This window comes from Pseudomonas putida (assembly GCF_028682475.1).
Taxonomy (GTDB): Bacteria; Pseudomonadota; Gammaproteobacteria; order Pseudomonadales; family Pseudomonadaceae; genus Aquipseudomonas; species Aquipseudomonas putida_AG.
Window position 1 is genome coordinate 63,091 of sequence record NZ_JANHLE010000023.1, and the last position, 20,170, is coordinate 83,260.

At 61.8% G+C, this 20,170-nt stretch carries 22 protein-coding genes; 12 read left to right on the plus strand and 10 right to left on the minus strand.

The annotated features are described in order from the left end of the window. Positions 1-15 precede the first annotated feature (15 nt). Positions 16-819: an acyl-CoA thioesterase gene (locus NPS47_RS18640; protein ID WP_274296272.1), complete on the plus strand. Its 804-nt coding sequence runs from the start codon at positions 16-18 to the stop codon at positions 817-819. Here the strand turns inward: NPS47_RS18640 and NPS47_RS18645 are convergent. The 3 genes from NPS47_RS18645 to NPS47_RS18655 form a co-directional block, all read right to left on the minus strand. Next, positions 816-1,178 (minus strand): Mpo1-like protein, encoded by a 363-nt coding sequence (locus tag NPS47_RS18645; protein ID WP_274296273.1) that lies wholly within the window; start codon positions 1,176-1,178, stop codon positions 816-818. The genes NPS47_RS18640 and NPS47_RS18645 overlap by 4 nt on opposite strands. A gap of 75 nt (positions 1,179-1,253) precedes the next feature. Beyond that, positions 1,254-2,732 (minus strand): methyl-accepting chemotaxis protein, encoded by a 1,479-nt coding sequence (locus NPS47_RS18650; protein ID WP_274296274.1) that lies wholly within the window; start codon positions 2,730-2,732, stop codon positions 1,254-1,256. Between the two features lie 86 nt (positions 2,733-2,818). After that, positions 2,819-3,625, minus strand: coding sequence for a TatD family hydrolase (locus NPS47_RS18655; protein WP_274296275.1), 807 nt, complete (start codon positions 3,623-3,625; stop codon positions 2,819-2,821). A 158-nt stretch (positions 3,626-3,783) separates the two neighbouring features. On the opposite strand from NPS47_RS18655, the gene NPS47_RS18660 reads away from it, so the two are divergent. Further along, entirely contained in the window at positions 3,784-5,202 is a 1,419-nt protein-coding gene (locus NPS47_RS18660) for a transglycosylase SLT domain-containing protein (RefSeq protein ID WP_274296276.1), read from the plus strand. Positions 5,203-5,421: 219 nt separating this feature from the next. After that, positions 5,422-5,730, plus strand: a complete 309-nt coding sequence (locus NPS47_RS18665; RefSeq protein WP_038609161.1) for a hypothetical protein — start codon at positions 5,422-5,424, stop codon at positions 5,728-5,730. 4 nt (positions 5,731-5,734) lie between these two features. On the opposite strand, the gene greB is transcribed toward NPS47_RS18665, so the two are convergent. From greB to NPS47_RS18680, 3 genes are all read right to left on the minus strand, one after another. Beyond that, the gene (gene greB, locus NPS47_RS18670; RefSeq protein ID WP_274296277.1) at positions 5,735-6,229 is read right to left on the minus strand and encodes a transcription elongation factor GreB; all 495 of its coding nucleotides are present in this window, start codon (positions 6,227-6,229) and stop codon (positions 5,735-5,737) included. Between the two features lie 79 nt (positions 6,230-6,308). Next, entirely contained in the window at positions 6,309-8,819 is a 2,511-nt protein-coding gene (locus NPS47_RS18675; RefSeq protein WP_274296278.1) for an ABC transporter permease, read from the minus strand. Beyond that, positions 8,819-9,502, minus strand: a complete 684-nt coding sequence (locus tag NPS47_RS18680; RefSeq protein WP_274296279.1) for an ABC transporter ATP-binding protein — start codon at positions 9,500-9,502, stop codon at positions 8,819-8,821. Before NPS47_RS18680 ends, NPS47_RS18675 begins: the two co-directional genes overlap by 1 nt. 10 nt (positions 9,503-9,512) lie before the next feature. Between NPS47_RS18680 and NPS47_RS18685 the strand changes: the two genes are divergently transcribed. From NPS47_RS18685 to NPS47_RS18695, 3 genes are all read left to right on the plus strand, one after another. Continuing rightward, a complete protein-coding gene (locus tag NPS47_RS18685) occupies positions 9,513-10,118 on the plus strand; it encodes an arylesterase (RefSeq protein ID WP_274296280.1) in 606 nt (201 codons plus the stop codon). 56 nt (positions 10,119-10,174) lie between these two features. Further along, positions 10,175-10,456: a hypothetical protein gene (locus NPS47_RS18690; protein WP_274296281.1), complete on the plus strand. Its 282-nt coding sequence runs from the start codon at positions 10,175-10,177 to the stop codon at positions 10,454-10,456. Between the two features lie 121 nt (positions 10,457-10,577). After that, a complete protein-coding gene (locus tag NPS47_RS18695) occupies positions 10,578-11,549 on the plus strand; it encodes a L,D-transpeptidase family protein (protein WP_274296282.1) in 972 nt (323 codons plus the stop codon). Between the two features lie 491 nt (positions 11,550-12,040). Here the strand turns inward: NPS47_RS18695 and oprI are convergent, their stop codons facing one another. Beyond that, positions 12,041-12,292, minus strand: a complete 252-nt coding sequence (gene oprI / locus NPS47_RS18700; RefSeq protein ID WP_003259780.1) for an outer membrane lipoprotei OprI — start codon at positions 12,290-12,292, stop codon at positions 12,041-12,043. Between the two features lie 508 nt (positions 12,293-12,800). Here oprI and NPS47_RS18705 point away from each other — a divergent pair. Then, positions 12,801-13,082, plus strand: coding sequence for a GNAT family N-acetyltransferase (locus NPS47_RS18705; protein WP_028941432.1), 282 nt, complete (start codon positions 12,801-12,803; stop codon positions 13,080-13,082). An 84-nt stretch (positions 13,083-13,166) separates the two neighbouring features. On the opposite strand, the gene NPS47_RS18710 is transcribed toward NPS47_RS18705, so the two are convergent. Both NPS47_RS18710 and NPS47_RS18715 read right to left on the minus strand, forming a co-directional pair. Continuing rightward, positions 13,167-14,243: a 3-deoxy-7-phosphoheptulonate synthase gene (locus tag NPS47_RS18710; protein WP_274296283.1), complete on the minus strand. Its 1,077-nt coding sequence runs from the start codon at positions 14,241-14,243 to the stop codon at positions 13,167-13,169. Positions 14,244-14,413: 170 nt separating this feature from the next. Beyond that, positions 14,414-14,860, minus strand: coding sequence for a PilZ domain-containing protein (locus NPS47_RS18715; RefSeq protein WP_274296284.1), 447 nt, complete (start codon positions 14,858-14,860; stop codon positions 14,414-14,416). Between the two features lie 116 nt (positions 14,861-14,976). On the opposite strand from NPS47_RS18715, the gene NPS47_RS18720 reads away from it, so the two are divergent. The 4 genes from NPS47_RS18720 to cysB all read left to right on the plus strand — a co-directional run bounded on the left by NPS47_RS18720 (position 14,977) and on the right by cysB (position 18,600). Then, positions 14,977-15,951: a putative 2-dehydropantoate 2-reductase gene (locus NPS47_RS18720; RefSeq protein ID WP_274296285.1), complete on the plus strand. Its 975-nt coding sequence runs from the start codon at positions 14,977-14,979 to the stop codon at positions 15,949-15,951. A gap of 49 nt (positions 15,952-16,000) precedes the next feature. Beyond that, positions 16,001-16,930: a 5'-nucleotidase gene (locus tag NPS47_RS18725; protein ID WP_274296286.1), complete on the plus strand. Its 930-nt coding sequence runs from the start codon at positions 16,001-16,003 to the stop codon at positions 16,928-16,930. A 72-nt stretch (positions 16,931-17,002) separates the two neighbouring features. After that, positions 17,003-17,500: a universal stress protein gene (locus tag NPS47_RS18730; RefSeq protein ID WP_274296287.1), complete on the plus strand. Its 498-nt coding sequence runs from the start codon at positions 17,003-17,005 to the stop codon at positions 17,498-17,500. 125 nt (positions 17,501-17,625) lie between these two features. Further along, the gene (cysB, locus tag NPS47_RS18735; protein WP_038609205.1) at positions 17,626-18,600 is read left to right on the plus strand and encodes an HTH-type transcriptional regulator CysB; all 975 of its coding nucleotides are present in this window, start codon (positions 17,626-17,628) and stop codon (positions 18,598-18,600) included. A 59-nt stretch (positions 18,601-18,659) separates the two neighbouring features. Here the strand turns inward: cysB and NPS47_RS18740 are convergent, their stop codons facing one another. Continuing rightward, positions 18,660-19,394, minus strand: a complete 735-nt coding sequence (locus tag NPS47_RS18740) for a phosphoadenylyl-sulfate reductase (protein ID WP_274296288.1) — start codon at positions 19,392-19,394, stop codon at positions 18,660-18,662. 129 nt (positions 19,395-19,523) lie between these two features. On the opposite strand from NPS47_RS18740, the gene thrH reads away from it, so the two are divergent. Next, positions 19,524-20,141 (plus strand): bifunctional phosphoserine phosphatase/homoserine phosphotransferase ThrH, encoded by a 618-nt coding sequence (gene thrH / locus NPS47_RS18745; protein ID WP_133211780.1) that lies wholly within the window; start codon positions 19,524-19,526, stop codon positions 20,139-20,141. Positions 20,142-20,170 lie beyond the last annotated feature (29 nt).

Consider the following 20,170-nt stretch of genomic DNA (forward strand, 5'->3'; position numbering starts at 1 on the left):
ACGGATGAGGTCGGCATGAATTTCTCGCAATTGCTCAAGACGGTCCACCTGCATCCCCAGGCGGTGACCATTCCTGCCAACTGGGCGCAAGGGCGCGCCTGCTTCGGTGGCCTGATGGCGGCCCTGCTCTATGAAACCATGCTGACCAAGACCTCGCCCGGCCGTCCGGTGCGTTCCCTGGCGATCACCTTCGTTGGCCCGGCCGAACCCGAGGTGCCGATCAGTTTTGAAGTGGAGCTGCTGCGCGAGGGCAAAGCGGTCAGTTCCTTGTTGGGCCGCGCGGTGCAAAATGGCCAGGTAGTGACCCTGATACAGGGCAGCTTCGGTGGCGGCCGCGATTCAGTGGTCGACATCCCGGCGTTGCCTGCTGTGGAGATGAGCAGCCTTGAGGCTGCGGCGGCTAGCGAGCTCCCCTATATCAAGGGCGTGACCCCTGAATTCATGCAGCATGTGTCCCTGCGCTGGGCGATCGGCGGGATTCCGTTCAGCAACAATCGCTCGCGCAGCATGGGCGGTTGGGTCCGCTTGCGTGACGAAGGTGGTGATGAAACCCTGAGTGAAGCGCACCTGCTGGCGCTGGTCGATGCCTGGCCACCCAGCTTGTTGCCGCACCTGAACAAACCTGCGGCCGGTAGCACCCTGACCTGGACCATCGAATTCATTCAGCCGGTGGCGAGCCTGACCACCCAGGACTGGTGCAGGTACTGCGTGCAGACCGAGTATGCCCGCGATGGCTACGGGCACGCGGCGGCCGCCCTGTGGACGGCTTCAGGTGAGTTGCTGGCGATCAGCCGGCAAACGGTAACCGTGTTCGCCTAGTGACGATGGCGGTTGCGCCAGGCGCGCCACCAGGCGCCACTGAGCACAAAGCGCGGAAAGGTGATGAACTGCTCCACCAGCAACCGGCCGATGGCGTCCTTGCGGTCGCTGAAGGGTTCCGGTTGTTCGGCTTCCAGGCGATGGCCCTGACGCTGCAGGCCAAGGCCTGCGATCAGGGCGATGATGCCGACGGCCAGTTGCCCCAGGTCCAGCGAGAACAATCCGGATAGCACCAGTAGCGCGCCGAGGATGAACAGCGGCACAGCGATCAGGTGCAACACCAGGTTGGTCGGGTTGCGGTGATTGTGGTGGTAGCCACGCCATTGCCAGGCGTGCAGGTTGGGCAGGCGTTTGCTCATGGGTCATTCCTCAGGGCTATGTCTGAAGAATAGTGCGGCCCCCGTCAGGGGGCCAATGAGCGCCGGCTATCGGGGTTATAGCTTGAGTTGGCCGATGGCCTTGCTCAGTTCACCGGCCAGGGTGGCCAGTTCGCTGCTGGTGGTGGCCGAGTCGACGGTCTGCTGCACGGTCTCTTCGGTGACGTCGCGAATACTCACCACCGCCCGGTTCATTTCTTCGGCCACCTGGCTTTGCTGCTCGGCAGCGACGGCAATCTGGGTATTGCTTTCGCGCATCTGCGCGACCGCACTGGTGATCTCGGCCAGGGCGGCCCCGGCTTCCTGGGCCTGCTGGACGCAATCGTCAGCTTTGAACGAGCTCTCCTGCATGAAGTCCACTGCATCGCGGGTACCTGCCTGCAGGGCCGAGACCATGGTGGTGATTTCATCGGTGGAAGCCTGCACACGCTTGGCCAGGTTGCGTACTTCATCGGCGACGACGGCAAAGCCACGACCCAGATCGCCAGCACGGGCGGCTTCGATGGCGGCGTTGAGTGCCAGCAGGTTGGTCTGCTCGGCAATGCTATGGATCACGCCGACCACGCCGTTGATCTTCTGGCTGTCTTCAGCCAGTTGGCGAATCATTTCGGCGGTCTGTTGCACGCCGCTGGACAATCCGGAAATCGAGGTCTGCACGCGGCTGACCACTTCCTGGCCGCTGCCGGCCAGGCTGTCGGCGGTCTGTGACAGGTCGCGGGTGGCACCGGCATGCTGGGCGATGTGATAGACCGTGGCCGACATCTCGTTGATGGCGGTGGCGGCCTGATCGGTTTCGCTCTGCTGGCCGAGCATGCCGTGGCGCACGTCATTCATGCTCGCCGCCAGGCGCGCGGCACCGGAGTCGAGCTGGGCGGCAGTACGCGCCACGGTGTTGACCACGCGGTGATAGGTGGTCTGCATGGCGTTGAAGGCACTGGCCATCTGCCCGACTTCATCACCACAGGACAAGGGCACCCGGGCTGAGAGGTCACCGGTCTTTTCGACATGCAGCATCACGTCCTTGAGGGTGTTGAGCTGGCTGAGCAGGAAACGGATCAGCAACTGCGAGGCGCAGAGCATTGCCAGCATCAGGATCAGCACGCAGACCGCGTAGTTGGTGAAGCGGTCGGTAAACACCTGCAGCAGGCTTGGGGAGGGGGCGAGCACGGCAATTTGCTGGCCGTCGCGGCTGATCACCTGAGCGCCGCTCAGTGGATCGGTGCCGGTCAGGGCCAGACCGTGCAATTCGACCCAACCCTGGGCGCTGGCCAGGGCTTCGAGATTTTCATCGGCAAAGGCGGGCACCTGGCCCGGGGCGTACTGCAGCCACAACGGGTTGTGCGGCAGGGCCTGGCCCGTCGGCCAGGCCGCCAGCAACTGCGCCTCGGACTGGGCCTTGGCCTGGGCTTCCTGCGCCCGGGCCTGCTGCTCCAAGTGCACGGCATACAGCACCAGGAACAGGGTTGTGACAAAGGCCACCGCATTGACGGCCCAGAACTTGTATTTCAGGGAGATATTGCTAAGCCAGGCACCCATGGAAGGTCTTCTCTGATTGAGCGGAAACATTGTTGGCAAGGTGCCATCATTGTGCCGGGCCGAGCAGGGGTGCGCCTTGATATGCGTCAAATAATCGCGGGCAGGTTAAAGAAGGCGCGCGCGCAGGCCGTGGTGTGGGCGGCCAGCTGCTCAGTGCTTTCGCCCCGATGCAGGGCGACTTCGCGCAGCACTTCGGTGAGAAATGCCGGCTCGTTGCGCCCGCTCTTGGGTTTTGGCCGCAGGCTGCGCGGCAGCAGGTACGGCGCATCGCTTTCGAGCATCAGGCGGCCCTGGGGAATACTGCTGACCAGCGGGTGCAGGTGAGTGCCACGGCGCTCGTCGCAGATCCAGCCGGTGATGCCGATGTGCAGGTCGAGATCGAGGTAGCCGAACAGCGCAGCGCGTTCGCCGGTAAAGCAATGCACCACCGCAGCGGGCAGGCGGTCACGGTAGTCCTTGAGGATTGCCAGCAGGCGCTCGCTGGCATCACGCTCATGGAGAAATACCGGCATCTGTAACTCGACCGCCAGCGCCAGTTGTTCCTCCAGGGCTTTCTCCTGCTGTGGGCGAGGGGAGAAATCGCGGTTGAAGTCCAGCCCGCATTCGCCCACTGCGCGTACCCGCGGTTGCTCCAGCAAGGCGCGCATCTGTCGGGCACTGTCGCTGCTCCAGTGGCTGGCATCGTGGGGGTGAACGCCGGCGGTGCTGAACAGCCGTTGGCCACTTTCATCCAGCGCCAGGCACAGCTCCAGTGCCTGTTCGCTGCCCTCAAGGCTGGTGCCGGTGACCATCATTTGCACCACGCCAGCGGCCTCGGCACGCTCGAGAATCGCTTGGTGTTTGTCGGCAAAACTTGGGTTGGTCAGATTGACGCCGATGTCGATGAGTTGCATGGTGCTACCTCAGGCCGCTGGCCGGCCAGCATAGCAAAGCTCGATGAATTTCGATAAATCGAAGAACTTCAATGAGTTGTCGTGGTCATTTACGGTCAATTGTCATGGAGTGACCGTAGGCTATGGCGCCAACCCCACACGCGCGGACCTTGATACGGATGACCCGAGCGCTGTTTTTGTTGATCGTGCTTGGCTTTGGGCTGCTTCTGGCAGGCCCGGCCAGCGCGCGCCTGCCCGGTCCGCAACAAACGGTGAGCAAAACCCAGGTCCGCGACCTGGCGCAGATCCGCAGCAGCCGGGTCCTCAAGGTGCTGGTCAACCAGAGCCGCAACAGCTCCGGCGAAGTCAAAGGTGAGCCGGTGGGCGTTGAGTATCACCGCCTGCGGGCCTTCGAACACTACCTCAATGGCCGCGCCCGCGATGGCCAGGAAATCCGCCTGAAAATCATTCCGCGGGCCAAGGAGCAACTGCTGGCGGCGCTGCAGCGTGGCGAAGCCGATCTGGTGGCACCGGGTGAACTGCTTGATCCCACTTCTACCCGTGGCCTGGTGGCCAGCGATCCGGTGGTGGACAACGTGCCCATGGTGCTGGTGGGACGCAAGGGCGAACGCAGCTATCAGCGGGTCGAGCAGCTGTCCGGGCGAACCCTGGCCCTGACCAGTGCCAGTGCCGCTGGCGATACCCTGCATGAAATCAATCAGCAGCTGGCCCTGCGCAAGCTACCGCCGATCAAGGTCGAATGGGTCGACCCGACCTTGGCGGTGGAAGATGTGCTGGAAATGGTCCAGGCCGGCATCTTTCACCTGACCGTCGTCGAGCAGCCAATCGCCGAGCGTTGGGCCCGGGTCATGCCCAAGCTACGTATCGATCGCAAGGTGCAGGTTGCCGCGCCCGAAGCGATGCGCTGGTATGTGCGGCGCGATGCGGTGATGTTGCATGCCAGTGTCGACCGGTTCTTGCAGGGCTACAAGCCGCCGGAGAACCAGGACGCGGCGTTCGAGCGTATCTATCGGCGCCTGTACCGGGTGCATAATCCGTTGGCGCGCAATGACCGCAAGCGCCTGGAAGCCCTGCGTCCGGTGTTGCAGCGTCATGCCAGCGAACAGAATATCGATTGGTTGAACCTGGCCGCGGTGGCCTTCAAGGAGTCGTCGCTCAACCCTGCGGCCCGAGGTGCCGGGGGAACCCATGGGTTGATGCAGATTACGTCCAGTGCGGCGCAACGGGTGGGGGTGAGCAATATCAGTAATGTCGATGGCAATGTGCAGGCCAGTGCGCGGTATATGGCGATGATCCGGCGCAAGTTCTTTTCCAGTAATCAGCTTAACGAGCGTGAGCGCATGGCCTTTACGTTGGCCGCCTACAATCTGGGGCCGGAGCGGGTTCAGGCGATGCGGGCTGAGGCGCGGCGCCGGGGGCTGAATGGCAATCAGTGGTTTTTTCAGACTGAGCGGATTGCGATGGAGCAGGTGGGGATGGGGCCGGTCAGTTACGTGAACAGTGTTAACAAGTATTTTCTGGCCTTCGACCGTGAGCGGGCGTCGTTGGAGCCTAAGCGCAGCAAGCTGGCTCCGTAGGCCGCGCCGCAGTGTTTCCCTTCCACGACGCCAAGACGACTCTCTACCGGTTGACATTCCGCCCGCGGCTTCTCTAGGATGCTGACTTGCGCCGATTTAAACAGCTACTTGCGGGGCGCAGGAGGAACCTCACCGGTTTCACCGAATACCGCTAAAACGCTGGTTCGGTGACGCCTCCCACCGCAGCCCAGCGGGATCTGCGAGGCGGAGAATTACTCCATGAGTTGTCCACGTACCAGTGTCTGTCTGACCCCTCTGCCTGCCAGCCAGGCCACCCGTGTGCCGCGCATTCTGCTGGGCGGTAGCCACCAACCTACACTCTTGCGATTTCTCGATGGCTGGCCGCGCCGCAAAGGCAGCGCCACCGCCTTTCTGATTCAGTTCGCCGACACCCGTGCTTCCCTTGATCAGTTCGCCAGTGACCGCTTCGACCTGGCGGTGATCCAGTCGCCCAGCGCTGAAGACGCCGCCGAGGTGATCGGGCACCTGACCCGCGTTGCGCGGCAAGGTTTGATCACCCGCGGTTGATTGGTTACGCGTCTTCGGGGGGAGTGGGCGGGCTGTAGCTGACACTGTTGATGTACCAGGTGGCTTCGCCGCCAGGTGTCTGCACAACCACCTCGTCATCCTTGCCTTTTTTCAGTAACGCCCGGGCCATGGGTGAATCGATCGAGATGTAGTCGTTTCGCCCGTAGATTTCATCGTAACCAACGATCCTGAACGTCTTGGTCTCGCCTTCGTCGTTCTCGATTTCAACCCAGGCGCCGAAGAACACCTTGCCTTCCTGCTCGGGTGAATAATCGACGACTTTCGCGTCCTCCAGGCGTTTGCGCAGGTAGCGCACGCGCCTGTCGATTTCTCGCAGTAGCTTCTTGTTGTACTGGTAGTCGGCATTTTCACTGCGGTCACCCAGCGATGCCGCCCAGGCCACCTTGGCGGTAATTTCGGGGCGGTAAGTGCGCCAGAGGTGATCCAGCTCGCTTTTCAGCGCCTCGTAGCCCTCTCGGGTGATGATGTTTGTAGCCACGCTTGGTCCTTTATCGGGTAGGTATGACCAGAGATGCTCAAGATTCTAACGATATCTCATCGTCACGACCTGCTTTCCATCAGCCTTCGCGCAGCACTTTCAGCGGGCTTGCATTGAGCGCGCGGCGGGTGCCATAGACGCCGGCACTGCCCACCAGCAAGGCGCCGATCAGCGGCAGCAACAGCAACCACGGATGCGGGCTCCAGCTCAGGTCGAAGGCGTAGCGGTACAGCAGCAAGGTAATCAGTTCGCAGCCGATGGCTGCCAGTAAACCGCTGGCGGCGCCGAGCAAGCCGAACTCGATGCGCCGGGCCTTGATCAGCAGCCCGCGGCTGGCGCCCAGGGCACGCAACAGCGCGCCCTGGCGAATACGCTCGTCCAGTGTGGCCTGCAGGCCGGCAAACAACACTGCCAGCCCTGCCGCAAGCACAAACAACAACACATACTCAACCGCCAGGGTGACCTGGGCAAGGATGCTGCGTAGCTGTTCCAGGAGTGCATCGACCTGCAGGATGGTGACCGCCGGGAACGCCCGCGACAATGCCACCACCTGCTGGTCGTGGCCGGCGGCGAGGAAGAAGCTGGTCAAGTAGGTGGTGGGCAAATTCTGCAACGTGCCGGGCTGGAAGATCATGTAGAAGTTCGGCTGGAAGCTGTCCCAGTTGACGCTGCGCAGGCTGCTGACCACGGCCTGGCGTTGCCGGCCGCCGATGCTGAAGGTGAGCTGGTCGCCAAGTTTAAGCTTGAGGCTCTGCGCCAGTTCGCTCTCAACCGACACACCGGGCAGGCCGTTGCCACTGTCAGGACCTGCCTGCCACCACTGGCCTTCGCTCAGGGCGTTACCCTGGGGCAGGTCGGCGGCCCAGGTCAGGCTCAGGTCGCGTTGTACGGCGCGATCACCGGTGGATTCCTTGCTGACGATCTGCTGCACGGCCTGGCCGTTGATTTCGGTCAGGCGCCCGGGGATCACCGGGTAGAGCGGTGCGGCTTCGGCGGAGAATTCGTTCAGGCGCTGGGCGAAGGTGTTCTTGTCGTCGGGCAGAATGTTCAGGGCGAAGTAGTTCGGCGCGTCCTTGGGTAACTGGTTTTGCCAGGTGTCGAGCAGCTCGGCACGCAGCAGGGCGATCAGCGCCATGGCCAACAGGATCAGGCCGAAGGCCAGGGATTGTCCGGCGGCTGCCAGCGGGTGACGTAACAGCTGGCCCAGGCCCAGGCGCCAGGCCAGTGGCGAGCCGGCAAGCAAGCGCCGCAGGCTGCGCAGGCCGAGCAATAGCAAACCGCCGAGGAGTACGGCGGCCACCAGACCGCCACCGAGCAGGGCAAAGGTCAGCAGCAGGTCGAGGCTCAAGCGCCACATGATCAGGCCCAGGGCGAGCAGGGCGGCGCCATACACCAGCCAGCTGCTTGGCGGCACCGGCAGCAGGTCGCGGCGCAGCACTCGTAGCGGTGGCACCCGGCCCAATGCGGCCAGTGGCGGCAGGGCAAAACCAGCCAGAGCGACCAGGCCGGTGGCGATCCCGGCCAGCGCGGGTGCCAGCCCACCGGGTGGGATCTGCGCTGGCATCAGGCCTTGCAGCAGCTTGAACAGGCCAAGTTGCGCCAGCCAGCCTAGCAGGGCGCCGCCGAGGGCGGCCAGGCTGCCGAGGATTGCCAGTTGCAGGCAGAACAGGCTCAGTGCCTGGCGCCGCGACAGCCCCAGGCAACGCAGCAGGGCGCTGGCATCGAAGCGGCGGACGGCAAAGCGGCTGGCCGACAAGGCCACGGCGACACCGGCCAGCAGCACCGCAACCAGGCTGGCCATGTTCAGGTAGCGCTCGGCCTTGCCCAGGGCTCCGCCGATCTGCCGGTTACCATCGCGCGAGTCCTGCAGGCGCTGGTTTGGCGCCAGACCTTTGCTGATGCTGTCACGGTAGCTGGCCAGGGCCTCGGGTTCGCCGCGCCATAGGTCACGGTAACTGACCCGGCTGCCAGGTTGCACCACACCTGTGGCGTCAAGGTCGACAAGGTTGATCAGCACGCGTGGCGTCAGGCTGTAGAAATTACCGGCGCGGTCCGGCTCATAAGTCAGCACCCGGCTCATGCGCAAGGTCTTCATGCCGACATCGATACTGTCGCCGATCTTCAGGTTCAGGGCTGCCAACAGTCGCGGTTCGACCCAGGCCTCGCCGGGTGCCGGTCCGCCGCCGCTGGTTTCGCTGGCATAGGGTTGGGCAGCGCTGCGCAGCTCACCGCGTAGTGGATAGGCGTTGTCGGCAGCCTTGATGCTCGACAGCTGAATGCCGCTATCGGTGGCAATCACGCTGGAGAATTCAACCACCTGGGCGTGCAGCAACCCGGCGGACGTGCCACTGGCGATCTGTTCGGGTTGGGCCGGGGAACTGCCTTGCAGCACCAGGTCGGCGCCGAGAAACTCAGTGGCGCGCAGCAGCATGGCGCCATTGAGGCGGGCACCGAAATAACCGATGGCGGTGCTGGCGGCTACTGCCACCAGCAGGGCGAAGAACAGCACACGCAGCTCACCGGCGCGGGCGTCACGCAGCAATTGACGCAGGGCCAGGGCGAACAGGCGGAAAAACGGCAGGCGGGCCATCAGGGCTCCAGCGGCGCGACCAGGTGGCCGGCGTCCAGGCGGATCAGGCGACGGCAGCGCTGGGCCAGGCGTTCGTCATGGGTAACCAGTACCAGGGTGGTACCGCGTTCCTGGTTCAGTTCGAACAGCAGGTCGCTGATGCGCTCGCCGGTATGGCTGTCGAGGTTGCCGGTCGGCTCATCGGCGAACAGCACCGCAGGTTCGGCGGCAAAGGCTCGGGCGATGGCCACGCGTTGCTGCTCGCCACCCGACAATTGCCGCGGCGAGTGGCTCAGCCGCTGGCCCAGGCCAACCCGTTCGAGCAGGCTACGGGCGTGCTCGCGGGCGTCACGGCGACCGTCCAGCTCCAGCGGCAGCATGACGTTCTCCAGGGCATTGAGACTGTCGAGCAACTGGAACGACTGGAACACGAAGCCCACATGTTCGGCCCGTACCCGCGCGCGCTGGTCTTCGTCCAACGGACCGAGGTCATGGCCTGCGAGGGTCACCGAACCTGCACTGGGCAGATCCAGACCGGCAAGCAGGCCGAGCAGGGTCGACTTGCCCGAACCCGAGGCGCCGACAATGGCCAGGCTGTCACCCTGTTTCAATTCCAGGGAGAGTTCGTGCAGGATGGTCAGGTCGCCTTCCGCGCTGGGAACCACTTTGCTAAGGTTCCGCGCAGTGAGAATGCTGGGGCCCATGGAGAATCCGATGCGAGTGTGGTTATTGAGTGCTGGCCTGGCCTTGATGTGCATGGCCCAGGGCGCAGCGGCAGGTACCGTGCTGATTGTCGGCGATAGTATCAGTGCCGCTTTCGGCCTGGATACCCGCCAGGGCTGGGTTGCCTTGCTGGAGCAACGCCTGAAAGCCGAGGGAATCGACGCCACAGTGGTCAACGCTTCGATCAGTGGCGACACCAGTGCAGGTGGCCAGGCGCGGCTGCCAGCGCTGCTTGCAGAGCACAAGCCGGAGGTGGTGGTACTGGAGCTGGGGGGCAATGATGGCCTGCGTGGGCAGCTTCCAACGCAATTGCAACAAAACCTTGCGGCGATGATCGATGATTCCCGTGCAGCCGGTGCCAAGGTGCTGTTGCTGGGCATGCGTTTACCGCCTAATTACGGCAAGCGTTACACCGATGCGTTCGCTCAGGTGTATGAAAATCTGGCGACGCAAAAACAGGTGCCGCTGGTGCCGTTTTTCCTGGAAGGCGTGGGCGGTGTGCCCGCGCTGATGCAGGCCGATGGTATCCATCCGGGGCAGGGCGCCCAGGCCCGCTTGCTGGAAAATGCCTGGCCGCAGCTAAAACCGCTGCTTTGACGCTTTTATACTGACCGGCTTTCGGCTAATGTGGCGCCCCCGATTTGGAGCCCCCGATGCCGCGTCCCGCCTGGTCCCTGTTTGCCTATCAATTGATCGAGCCTGACGAACAGCTTGACCTGTTCGCCTGCCAGGAGATCCGCGTCCATCTTGTGGCCCGTCAGCTGGAGCTGGGAGGCTCGGCTGACCGCACGCTTTGCGGCACCTTGTTGCCGGCGCAGCCGCGCTGGTCGACGGTCGAGCGCGGTATCTACCGTGACCGGCGTCTGTGCTCGCTGTGCCGGGCGATTCTCGATGCCCAGCGCCGCGGCACACGGCCGGTGTGGCCTGAGCTGTAACAGTTCGACATAGCCTTTCATCCCTTACAGTGCCTTCAGCAGCCCCGATCACTCCCGATTGTGCTGGGGGCGGTGTACAATCGTCGTCTTGACCTCACTGAATTAGCGAAGGATTTCCCGGATGTTGCCGCGCTTTCCCGCCGTCACCCGTTGCCTGTCCCTGGCCGCCCTGCTGGCGGCAGGTCCTGCTGCTGCGCTGGAGTTTCCCCTGCCACCGCCCGGCGAAGATGTCATTGGTCAGGTTCAGGTGATCAAGGCCAAGTACGAAGACACCTTTGCCGATATCGGCACGGCCAACGACCTGGGCTATCTGGAAATGATCGCCGCCAACCCGGGCGTCGACCCCTGGTTGCCAGGCGCCGGCACCGAAATCATCCTGCCAACCCGCTTCATCCTGCCACCAGGCCCGCGCGAAGGTATCGTCATCAACCTGGCCGAGTACCGCATGTACTTCTATCCGAAAGGGCAGAATGTGGTGCACACCTATCCGCTGGGTATCGGCCGTGAAGGCTGGGGATCGCCGATCGCCAATACCAAGGTCACGGCGAAGACGCCGAACCCGACCTGGACCCCTCCCGCCTCGATCCGCAAGGAACACGCCGAAGACGGTGACATCTTGCCCGCCGTGGTACCGGCAGGCCCGGACAACCCGCTGGGCCCGTACAAGTTTACCCTCGGCGTACCGGGTTACCTGATTCACGGCTCGAACAAGAAGTTCGGTATCGGCATGCGCACTAGCCACGGTTGTTTCCGCATGTTCAACAACAACGTGCTGGAACTGTCGAAGATGGCCCCGGTCGGTGTGCCGGTGCGTATCATCAACGAGCCGTACAAGTTCGGTCTCAGCGCTGGCAAGGTCTACCTCGAGGCGCATACGCCGCTGGACGACAAAGGCGACCCGTCGGTAGTCGACAAACACACCGCCGTGATCAATGCCTTGCTCAAGCGCGAAGACCTGGCCAACAACCTGCGCATGAACTGGGACATGGTGCGTGACGTGGTTGCTGCGGAAGACGGCATGCCGGTGGAAATCGCTGTGCCAACCACTGGCCAGCAGCCAATGGTTTCAAGCGTACCGTTGGACATGCAGTAACCCCTGGGGTTGTTTTAACGAGGCCTGCCATTGTGCAGGCCTCGTCGTTTCTGCCGGCCCATTATCGACTCGCTCTTGCACTTGATCTTCATGCACGCAAGTTCAGACGCTGCGGACTGCGACTTCAGGAGGCTGAGCGTAGGTGCCTGTAGGGGCCAGTGCGTAGCACCTTCGGCGTAGCCGAAGAGCGCGAGCCGTAGACTTGGCGTAGCAAGTCGTAGGCCGCGTGGCCCCGGAAGGTGCCGTAGCGAAGGGACCCGGAGCGCAGCGTAGGGCCGGATGCAGGAGCGAGCGGTTTTGCCTACTTTTTCCAAGAAAAAAGTAGGCCGCCGTAAGGGCGGAAGGGGGTGGCTGCATCGCCGCATCTAATGGATAAGCTCGAAACCACAGCTTCCCAACCCAAGGATCATAGTGTCCAGAACTCAGTGAAGAGCTATAAAAAAAGCCGACCCACAAGTGGGTCGGCTCCAAATAAAAATCCCGAGGGATAATTACTTACGGCTGGCTTTGTCCAGCATACGCAGAGCGCGCTCGTTAGCTTCGTCAGCGGTCTGTTGTGCTTTTTGAGCAGCAGCCAGAGCGTCGTCAGCTTTGCGGTAGGCTTCGTCAGCGCGAGCTTGTGCACGAGCAGCTGCGTCTTCAGTAGCGGTCAGACGAGCTTCGGTTTCTTTGGATACGCTGCTGCAACCGGTAGCCAGAACTGCGGCCAGAGCCAGAGCAGAAAATTTCAGAACGTTGTTCATCGTGTTCCCCTTCAAGGACTTTCTATTAAATAGCCATCTCTCAGCAAAGAGAAACTAGCCGGTGTACATAGTACCCATTACTTGTAGTAAGTAAACTGACAGAGCGCAAGAACTGCAAAAAAATACGCCTGTCCCGGGGCCGCCACAGCCTTTGTAAAAAAACTGTGAAGGCGCCGCCGCAGCGGCTGTAATCTAGTGTAGCAAGTGTGTTTTTTTGTTGAACTAACGGTGACTTAAAGTGTCATCCAACGTCTTAGCTCTACAACATCCGGCAAGTGTTCAGGCCGCTGCCCGCTGACGGGTTCGCTGGCTGCAAGTGCACGATTTTTGCGACCAGACACCTTGAGCATTCGGGCCCAGGGCGCCTACTATTTGTACGTGCTCTTTTGCCAGAGAACGACCAGGCTGTTCTTGCTGTCCAAACGGGCACGGGGTGGCGTAGAGGTTCCTTCGCCGGATAAACATCGGTAAGGTAGGGGTCAGATCATAAGACCCGCGAGGAGTAGTGATGAGCGAGGCGTTGTCCATCCACCATGACCAGGCTGGTCATCAATTCGAGACCAGTGTGGACGGTCATCGTGCTTACCTGACCTACATGGACCTGGGTAAGCAAACCCTGGATATCTACCGCACCTTTGTTCCCAATGCGTTGCGGGGCCGGGGTATTGCCGCGGCGCTGACCGAAAAGGCGTTGCAGTATGCAGAAGACATGGGCTACACCGTGATTCCGTCATGCTCGTACGTGGAACGTTACATGGAGCGCCAGCAGCGGCACTCCACCAAGGCCTGAGAATCGCGAAGGGCAGCCATGCTGCTGCCATTCAACGCACACACAAAAACGCCGGGCATTGCCCGGCGTTTTTGTATCTGCCTGTCAGGCGCGGTTGCGCTTGGGCAGCACGTCCTTGAGCTTGGCGTGCATGCTGCGCAGGGTCTTCTCGGTGGCGTCCCAATCGATGCAGGCGTCGGTGATGGAGACACCGTACTGCAAGTCGTTGAGGTCCTTCGGAATCGCCTGGCAGCCCCAGTTCAAGTGGCTTTCGACCATCAGGCCGATGATCGACTGGTTGCCTTCGAGGATCTGGTTGGCGACGTTCTCCATCACCAGCGGCTGCAGGGCCGGGTCCTTGTTGGAGTTGGCGTGGCTGCAGTCGACCATGATGTTCGGCTTGATCTTGGCCTTGGCCAGCGCCTGTTCGCACAGGGCGACACTGACGGAGTCGTAGTTCGGTTTGCCGTTTCCGCCGCGCAGTACCACGTGACCGTAGGCGTTGCCTTTGGTGGTGACGATGGACACGCCGCCTTCCTGGTTGATACCGAGGAATCGGTGAGGGCTGGAGACCGACTGCAGGGCATTGATCGCCACAGTCAGGCCGCCATCGGTGCCGTTCTTGAAGCCCACTGCCGAGGACAGGCCGGAGGCCATTTCGCGGTGGGTCTGGGATTCGGTGGTGCGCGCGCCAATAGCCGACCAGCTGATCAAGTCCTGCAGGTACTGCGGGGAGATCGGGTCGAGGGCTTCGGTGGCGGTAGGCAGGCCCATTTCAGCCAGGTCCAACAGCAGTTGGCGGCCGATGTGCAAACCATCCTGAATCTTGAACGAGTCGTCCAGGTACGGATCGTTGATCAGGCCTTTCCAGCCGACCGTGGTGCGTGGCTTCTCGAAGTACACACGCATGACCAGGTACAGGGTATCGGACACTTCGGCGGCCAGGGCCTTGAGGCGTTCGGCGTACTCGTGGGCCGCTTTGATGTCGTGGATCGAGCAGGGACCGATCACCACGAACAGGCGGTGATCCTTGCCGTCGAGGATATTGCGCACCACTTCACGGCCCGCAGTCACGGTCTTGAGCGCGGTGGCGCTCAGGGGGATTTCCTTCTTGAGCTGATCGGGGGTGATCAAGGTCTCGTTGGAGGCAACGTTTAGGTCATCGATCGGTAAATCAGCCATCGTGTTACTCGTCAGGTCACGGGTGCCGGCCGCCAGCGATCCCCGTGCGGCGGAGCAGCGAAAATTGTACGCAGCGGGGAGCCGAACCTTAGCGCGTTACACCGTGGCTCGACAATGGGTAGCGCCCGCTTTCCTGCGTGTGAAAGCCCGCTGGCGCAGGGTTTTTGCCCTTAAATGAGGATTTGTCGGGTATGGGTGGCCTCAAGGCTGGCTTCAGAGAATTCGCCGGCATGCAGGCTGACCCATTGCTGGGCCAGGGTATTGAGGTCGGGCGGGGTGCTTTGATCATGGGCCTGCTGCTGATAAAGGTGCTGGATCTGGCAGATCTGTTCGCTCATTCTCGCCCCGAACAGCGCTTGTTCATCAATGAAGGCGATGCCAACCCGGTAGCCATCCTGCTGCTTCTGGCACCAGGCCACATAGCCGGGGTAACGGGCTGACTCACCGAGGGAAGGGATGATCATTTCGACAGCCATGCCGCGGCGGTAGGCGCGGGGGTGGTTGCAGGCGATACCGCCCAGGCTGATAGTGTGCAGACGCTGGCGAAACAGGCTCGGCGACGGGCGCAACGCCAGTTCGACCGGAACATCGTCCGGGTGAGGCAGGAATCCACGCATGATCGACTCCGTGTCGATTTTTTGACCTTGTTCGGCTCAGTATAGTGGGGGAACCTGAAGCGGTTGATTTGCGTGTAAATAAATTGAATAAAAAATGAACGGTTGAGGAGAGCAGTATGCACAGCAGCAGTCCGCGTATCGGCATTATCGGCACCGGTGCCATTGGCGGTTATTACGGCCTGATGCTCGCCAGGGCCGGGTTTGACGTGCATTTCCTCCTGCGTAGCGAGTTCGATGCGGTCCGTACTCACGGGGTGCGGGTCGAAAGTGCCGTGCACGGCACACTGCAGATGCCGGTGCAGGCCTATGCCGATGCCGCCGACATGCCGCCCTGCGACTGGCTGCTGGTGGGCGCCAAGACCACCAGCAATGCCGAGCTGGCACCTTTGATCGCCAAGGTTGCGGCCAGTGATTGCAAAGTTCTGCTGTTGCAGAATGGTCTGGGTGTCGAACATCACTTGCGCCCGCTGTTACCTGACACTGTGCATCTGCTCGGCGGCCTGTGCTTTATCTGTGCCAACCGCGAGGCGCCTGGCGTGATTCGTCACCAGGCGCTGGGGGCGGTGCATCTGGGCTATCACAGCGGCCCTGCGGCCGATGCCGGGGCTGGTCAGCAGATTGCCGAGGCCGGAGCCGAAATGTTCCGCGCGGCCGGCATCGACTCGCAGGTTGCGGGCAATCTGGCCCAGGCGCGTTGGCAAAAGCTGGTGTGGAATGTGCCTTACAACGGTCTGTCCGTGCTGCTCGGGGCCAGCACCACGCCCTTGATGGCTGATCCGCACAGCCGGGCATTGATCCAGGCGCTGATGGCTGAGGTGGTGGAAGGGGCTCGCAGTTGTGGCCACGAGATGCCCCAGGGCTATGCTGAGCATCTGTTCGCAATGACGGAAAAGATGCCGGACTATTGGCCGAGCATGTACCACGACTTTGCTCAGCAGCGGCCACTGGAGCTGGCGGCGATCTATGCCGAGCCTTTGGCGCAGGCGCGAGCAAACGGGTGCAGCCTGCCGCGCATTGAAGCGTTGTATCAGACGCTAGGGTTTATTGATCGGGCCAATCGCGGGGCAAGCCCGCTCCCACCGGTTCGGTGATCTACGGTAGGAGCGGGCTTGCCCCGCGATGGCCTTACAGGAGCAGAACATGAGCAAGACCCTCGGCGATAAACTGGTCGTCGCCATCTCCTCGCGGGCGTTGTTCGACCTCAGCGAAAGCCATCGCCTCTACCTGGCGCAAGGGGTTGAGGCTTACCGTCAGTATCAGATCGATCACGAGGACGAAGTGCTGGCGCCCGGTGACGCGTTCCCGCTGGTGCAAAAGCTGTTGGGCCTTAACGCCCATCTTGGCCAACCGCGGGTCGAAGTGGTGCTGGTGTCGCGCAACAGTGCCGACACCGGTCTGCGAGTATTCAACTCCATCGAGCATCACGGCCTGGGCATCTTCCGCGCCGCCTTTGTTGGCGGGCGCAGCCCGTATCCGTATCTGGCGGCCTTCGGTTGTCATCTGTTCCTGTCCACCGATCCCGATGATGTGCGCAGTGCCCTTGAGGCCGGCTTCGCCGCAGCGACCATCCTCTCCGGCGGGGCGCAGCGAGCCGCCAGCGACGAACTGCGGATCGCCTTTGACGGTGACGCCGTGCTGTTTTCCGACGAGTCAGAACGGGTCTATCAGTTGGGTGGTCTGGAGGCGTTCCAGGCCAGCGAGCGCCAGTCGGCCCGCGAACCCTTGCGAGGCGGGCCGTTCAAGCCATTCCTGGCCGCGCTGAACCTGCTGCAGAAGGAATTCCCCGAAGGCGCCTGTCCGATCCGCACGGCCTTGGTGACGGCACGTTCTGCGCCCGCGCACGAGCGGGTGATCCGCACCTTGCGCGAATGGGATATCCGTCTCGACGAGTCGCTGTTCCTCGGCGGTCTGGACAAGTCGGCGTTCCTTGAGGCCTTCGCCGCCGATGTGTTCTTCGACGATCAGGCTGGCCATTGCGAGCGGGCGCGCAGTGTCGTCGCAACTGGCCATGTGCCGCATGGCATCAGCAACGAACCAGCCCCGGGCCAGGCCGCTGATACCGGGCGCTAGACGGAACGGCACGACATCGGCGCGCTGCTAAGCTGTAGCTTGCCCTGCCCACGCGGCAGTCGAGGAGGTCGAATGATCCGTTCCATGCTGTATGCCACTGACCTCGGTGTCTACGCGCCTTTTGTCCTGCAGCACGCGCTGGCGTTGGCGCGCACGTTCGATGCAGAGCTCTATGTAATCCATGCCGTCGAGCCCATGGGGCAATTCGCCGAGTCGCTGCTGCAAAGCTACCTGGACGAGCAAACGCTGGACCAACTGCACAGTCAGGGGGTCAACAATGTCATGGCCAATATCGAGCAGCGGGTCCTGGAAAATTTTCGTGACGAGCTCGGTGAAGAAGCGGATCTGGCGCTGATCAAAGCGGTGCGGGTGCGCCAGGGCGATCCGGCCCAGGTGATACTGGAGCAGGCCCAGCGCCTGAGTGTCGATCTGCTGATTTTCGGCAGCCACAGCCAGGGCGCAGGCGTCGATATCCCCCTTGGCCGCACGGCAGTGCGGTTGTTGCAGCTGTCGCCCGTGCCCGTGTACATGGTGCCGTTGGCTCAGCACCTGGGGCGTCGGAAGGCTTAAGGCTGCCTTGTCAGTGGATTCCTACTAGACTGTTAAAATAGTTCTAGATTTATTCTTCAAACCACTAATATAGTTATAAATCGTCGCTGCTGCCGGTGACGCCCCAGCTGATTTGAGGGATACCTATGAAGCTTCAACAATTGCGCTACATCTGGGAAGTGGCGCACCACGACCTCAACGTCTCCGCGACAGCGCAGAGTCTGTATACGTCCCAGCCGGGCATCAGCAAGCAGATCCGCTTGCTCGAGGACGAATTGGGCGTTGAAGTGTTCGCCCGCAGCGGCAAGCACCTGACCCGCGTGACCCCGGCTGGTGAGCGGATCATCACTACCGCTGGCGAAATCCTGCGCAAGGTCGAAAGCATCAAGCAGATTGCCCAGGAGTTCTCCAACGAGAAGAAAGGCACCCTGTCGATTGCCACCACCCATACCCAGGCACGCTATGCGCTGCCGCCGGTGATCAGCAGCTTCATCAAGCAGTACCCGGAAGTGGCTCTGCACATGCATCAGGGGTCGCCGATGCAGATCGCCGAAATGGCTGCCGACGGCACCGTGGATTTTGCCATCGCCACGGAAGCCCTGGAGCTGTTCGGTGACCTGGTCATGATGCCGTGCTATCGCTGGAACCGTTGCGTGGTGGTGCCGCAAGGTCATCCGCTGACCAAGCTGCCCAAGCTTACCCTCGAAGCCCTGGCCGAATACCCGATCGTCACTTACGTGTTCGGTTTCACCGGTCGCTCCAAGCTCGACGAAGCCTTCAGCCATCGCGGCCTGACGCCGAAAGTGGTGTTCACCGCCGCCGACGCCGACGTGATCAAGACCTACGTACGCCTGGGTCTGGGCGTGGGCATCGTGGCCAAGATGGCGGTCGATACCAAGCTCGACAATGACCTGGTGGTCCTCGACGCCAGCGAACTGTTCGAGTCCAGCGTGACCAAGATCGGCTTCCGCCGTGGCACTTTCCTGCGTGGCTTCATGTGCGACTTCATCGAGAAGTTTGCCCCGCACCTGACCCGTGAAGTGATGGCCAAGGCCATCCAGTGCCACAACAAACAAGAGCTCGAAGAGCTGTTTGCAGATGTCGAGTTGCCGGTGCATTGATCGCGGCGAGACACACAAAAAAACCGGCGTGATGCCGGTTTTTTTGTGCCTGAACCTTATCAGCCTTTGCTGATCAGGTTGCCGGCATGCAGGCCGCATTCCTTCTGGGTCGACTCTTCCCACCACCAGCGGCCTTCGCGTTCATGCTGGTTCGGCAGCACCGGGCGGGTGCAGGGTTCGCAGCCGATGCTGATGAAACCGCGCTCGTGCAGGCTGTTGTACGGCAGTTCAAGCATGCGGATATAGCCCCAGACCTCTTCGCTGCTCATCTGCGCCAGCGGGTTGAATTTGTACAGGGTGCGCTCTGGGGTAGAGAACGCGCTGTCGATTTCCAGTGCCGCCACCTGGCTGCGGGTGCCCGGGCTCTGGTCGCGGCGCTGGCCGGTGGCCCAGGCGCTGACGGTGCTCAGCTTGCGGCGCAACGGCTCGATCTTGCGGATGCCGCAGCATTCGCTGTGGCCATCTTTGTAGAAGCTGAACAGGCCTTTCTCTTTGACAAAGGGATCAAGTTTGCTGCGATCGGGGGAGAGGATCTCGATAGGCAGGTTGTAATGCTCGCGCACCTGGTCGATGAAGCGGTAGGTCTCCGGGTGCAGGCGGCCGGTGTCGAGGCTGAACACCTTGACGTTCTTGTTCAGCTTCCAGGCCATGTCCACCAGCACCACGTCTTCGGCGCCGCTGAAGGAGATCCACAGGTCGTCGCCAAAGTGTTCGAAGGCAAGCTTGAGGATGTCTTGCGGGGACTTGTTGGCATAAGTCGCGGCCAGGGCGGCGACGTCGAAGGGTTGGCTCATCAGGCGGCTTCCGGTCATTGAATGGCGCTTGGCGCTCGTAATACCACGATCTTAACAAAAATTGCCGGGGCCGACGCCGCGCATGTAGAGTGCGGCTTCCCATTTTTGGCGTTGTTCGAGGAGTGTGCTGTGGAAATTGCCTGTCTCGACCTGGAAGGCGTACTGGTCCCAGAAATCTGGATCGCCTTTGCGGAAAAAACCGGAATCGAATCGTTGCGGGCCACCACCCGTGATATTCCCGATTACGATGTGCTGATGAAACAGCGCCTGCGCATTCTCGATGAGCACGGGCTGAAGCTTTCCGATATCCAGGCGGTGATCGCCACGCTCAAGCCGCTGGACGGCGCCATTGAATTCGTTGACTGGCTGCGCGAGCGCTTCCAGGTGGTGATTCTCTCCGACACCTTCTACGAGTTCTCGCAGCCGCTGATGCGCCAGCTGGGCTTTCCGACCTTGCTCTGCCATCGCCTGATCACTGACGAAACGGACCGGGTGACCGGTTACCAATTGCGCCAGAAAGATCCCAAACGCCAGTCGGTGCTGGCCTTCAAGAGCCTGTACTACCGGGTGATTGCTGCAGGTGATTCGTACAACGACACCACCATGTTGGGCGAGGCCGATGCGGGGATTCTGTTCCATGCGCCGGAGAATGTGATCCGCGAGTTCCCGCAGTTTCCGGCGGTGCATGATTTCGAGGCGTTGAAGAAAGAGTTCATCAAGGCTTCGAGTCGTTCGCTAAGCCTCTGATTGGGGGCGGAGTCGATCTGCACCGTATG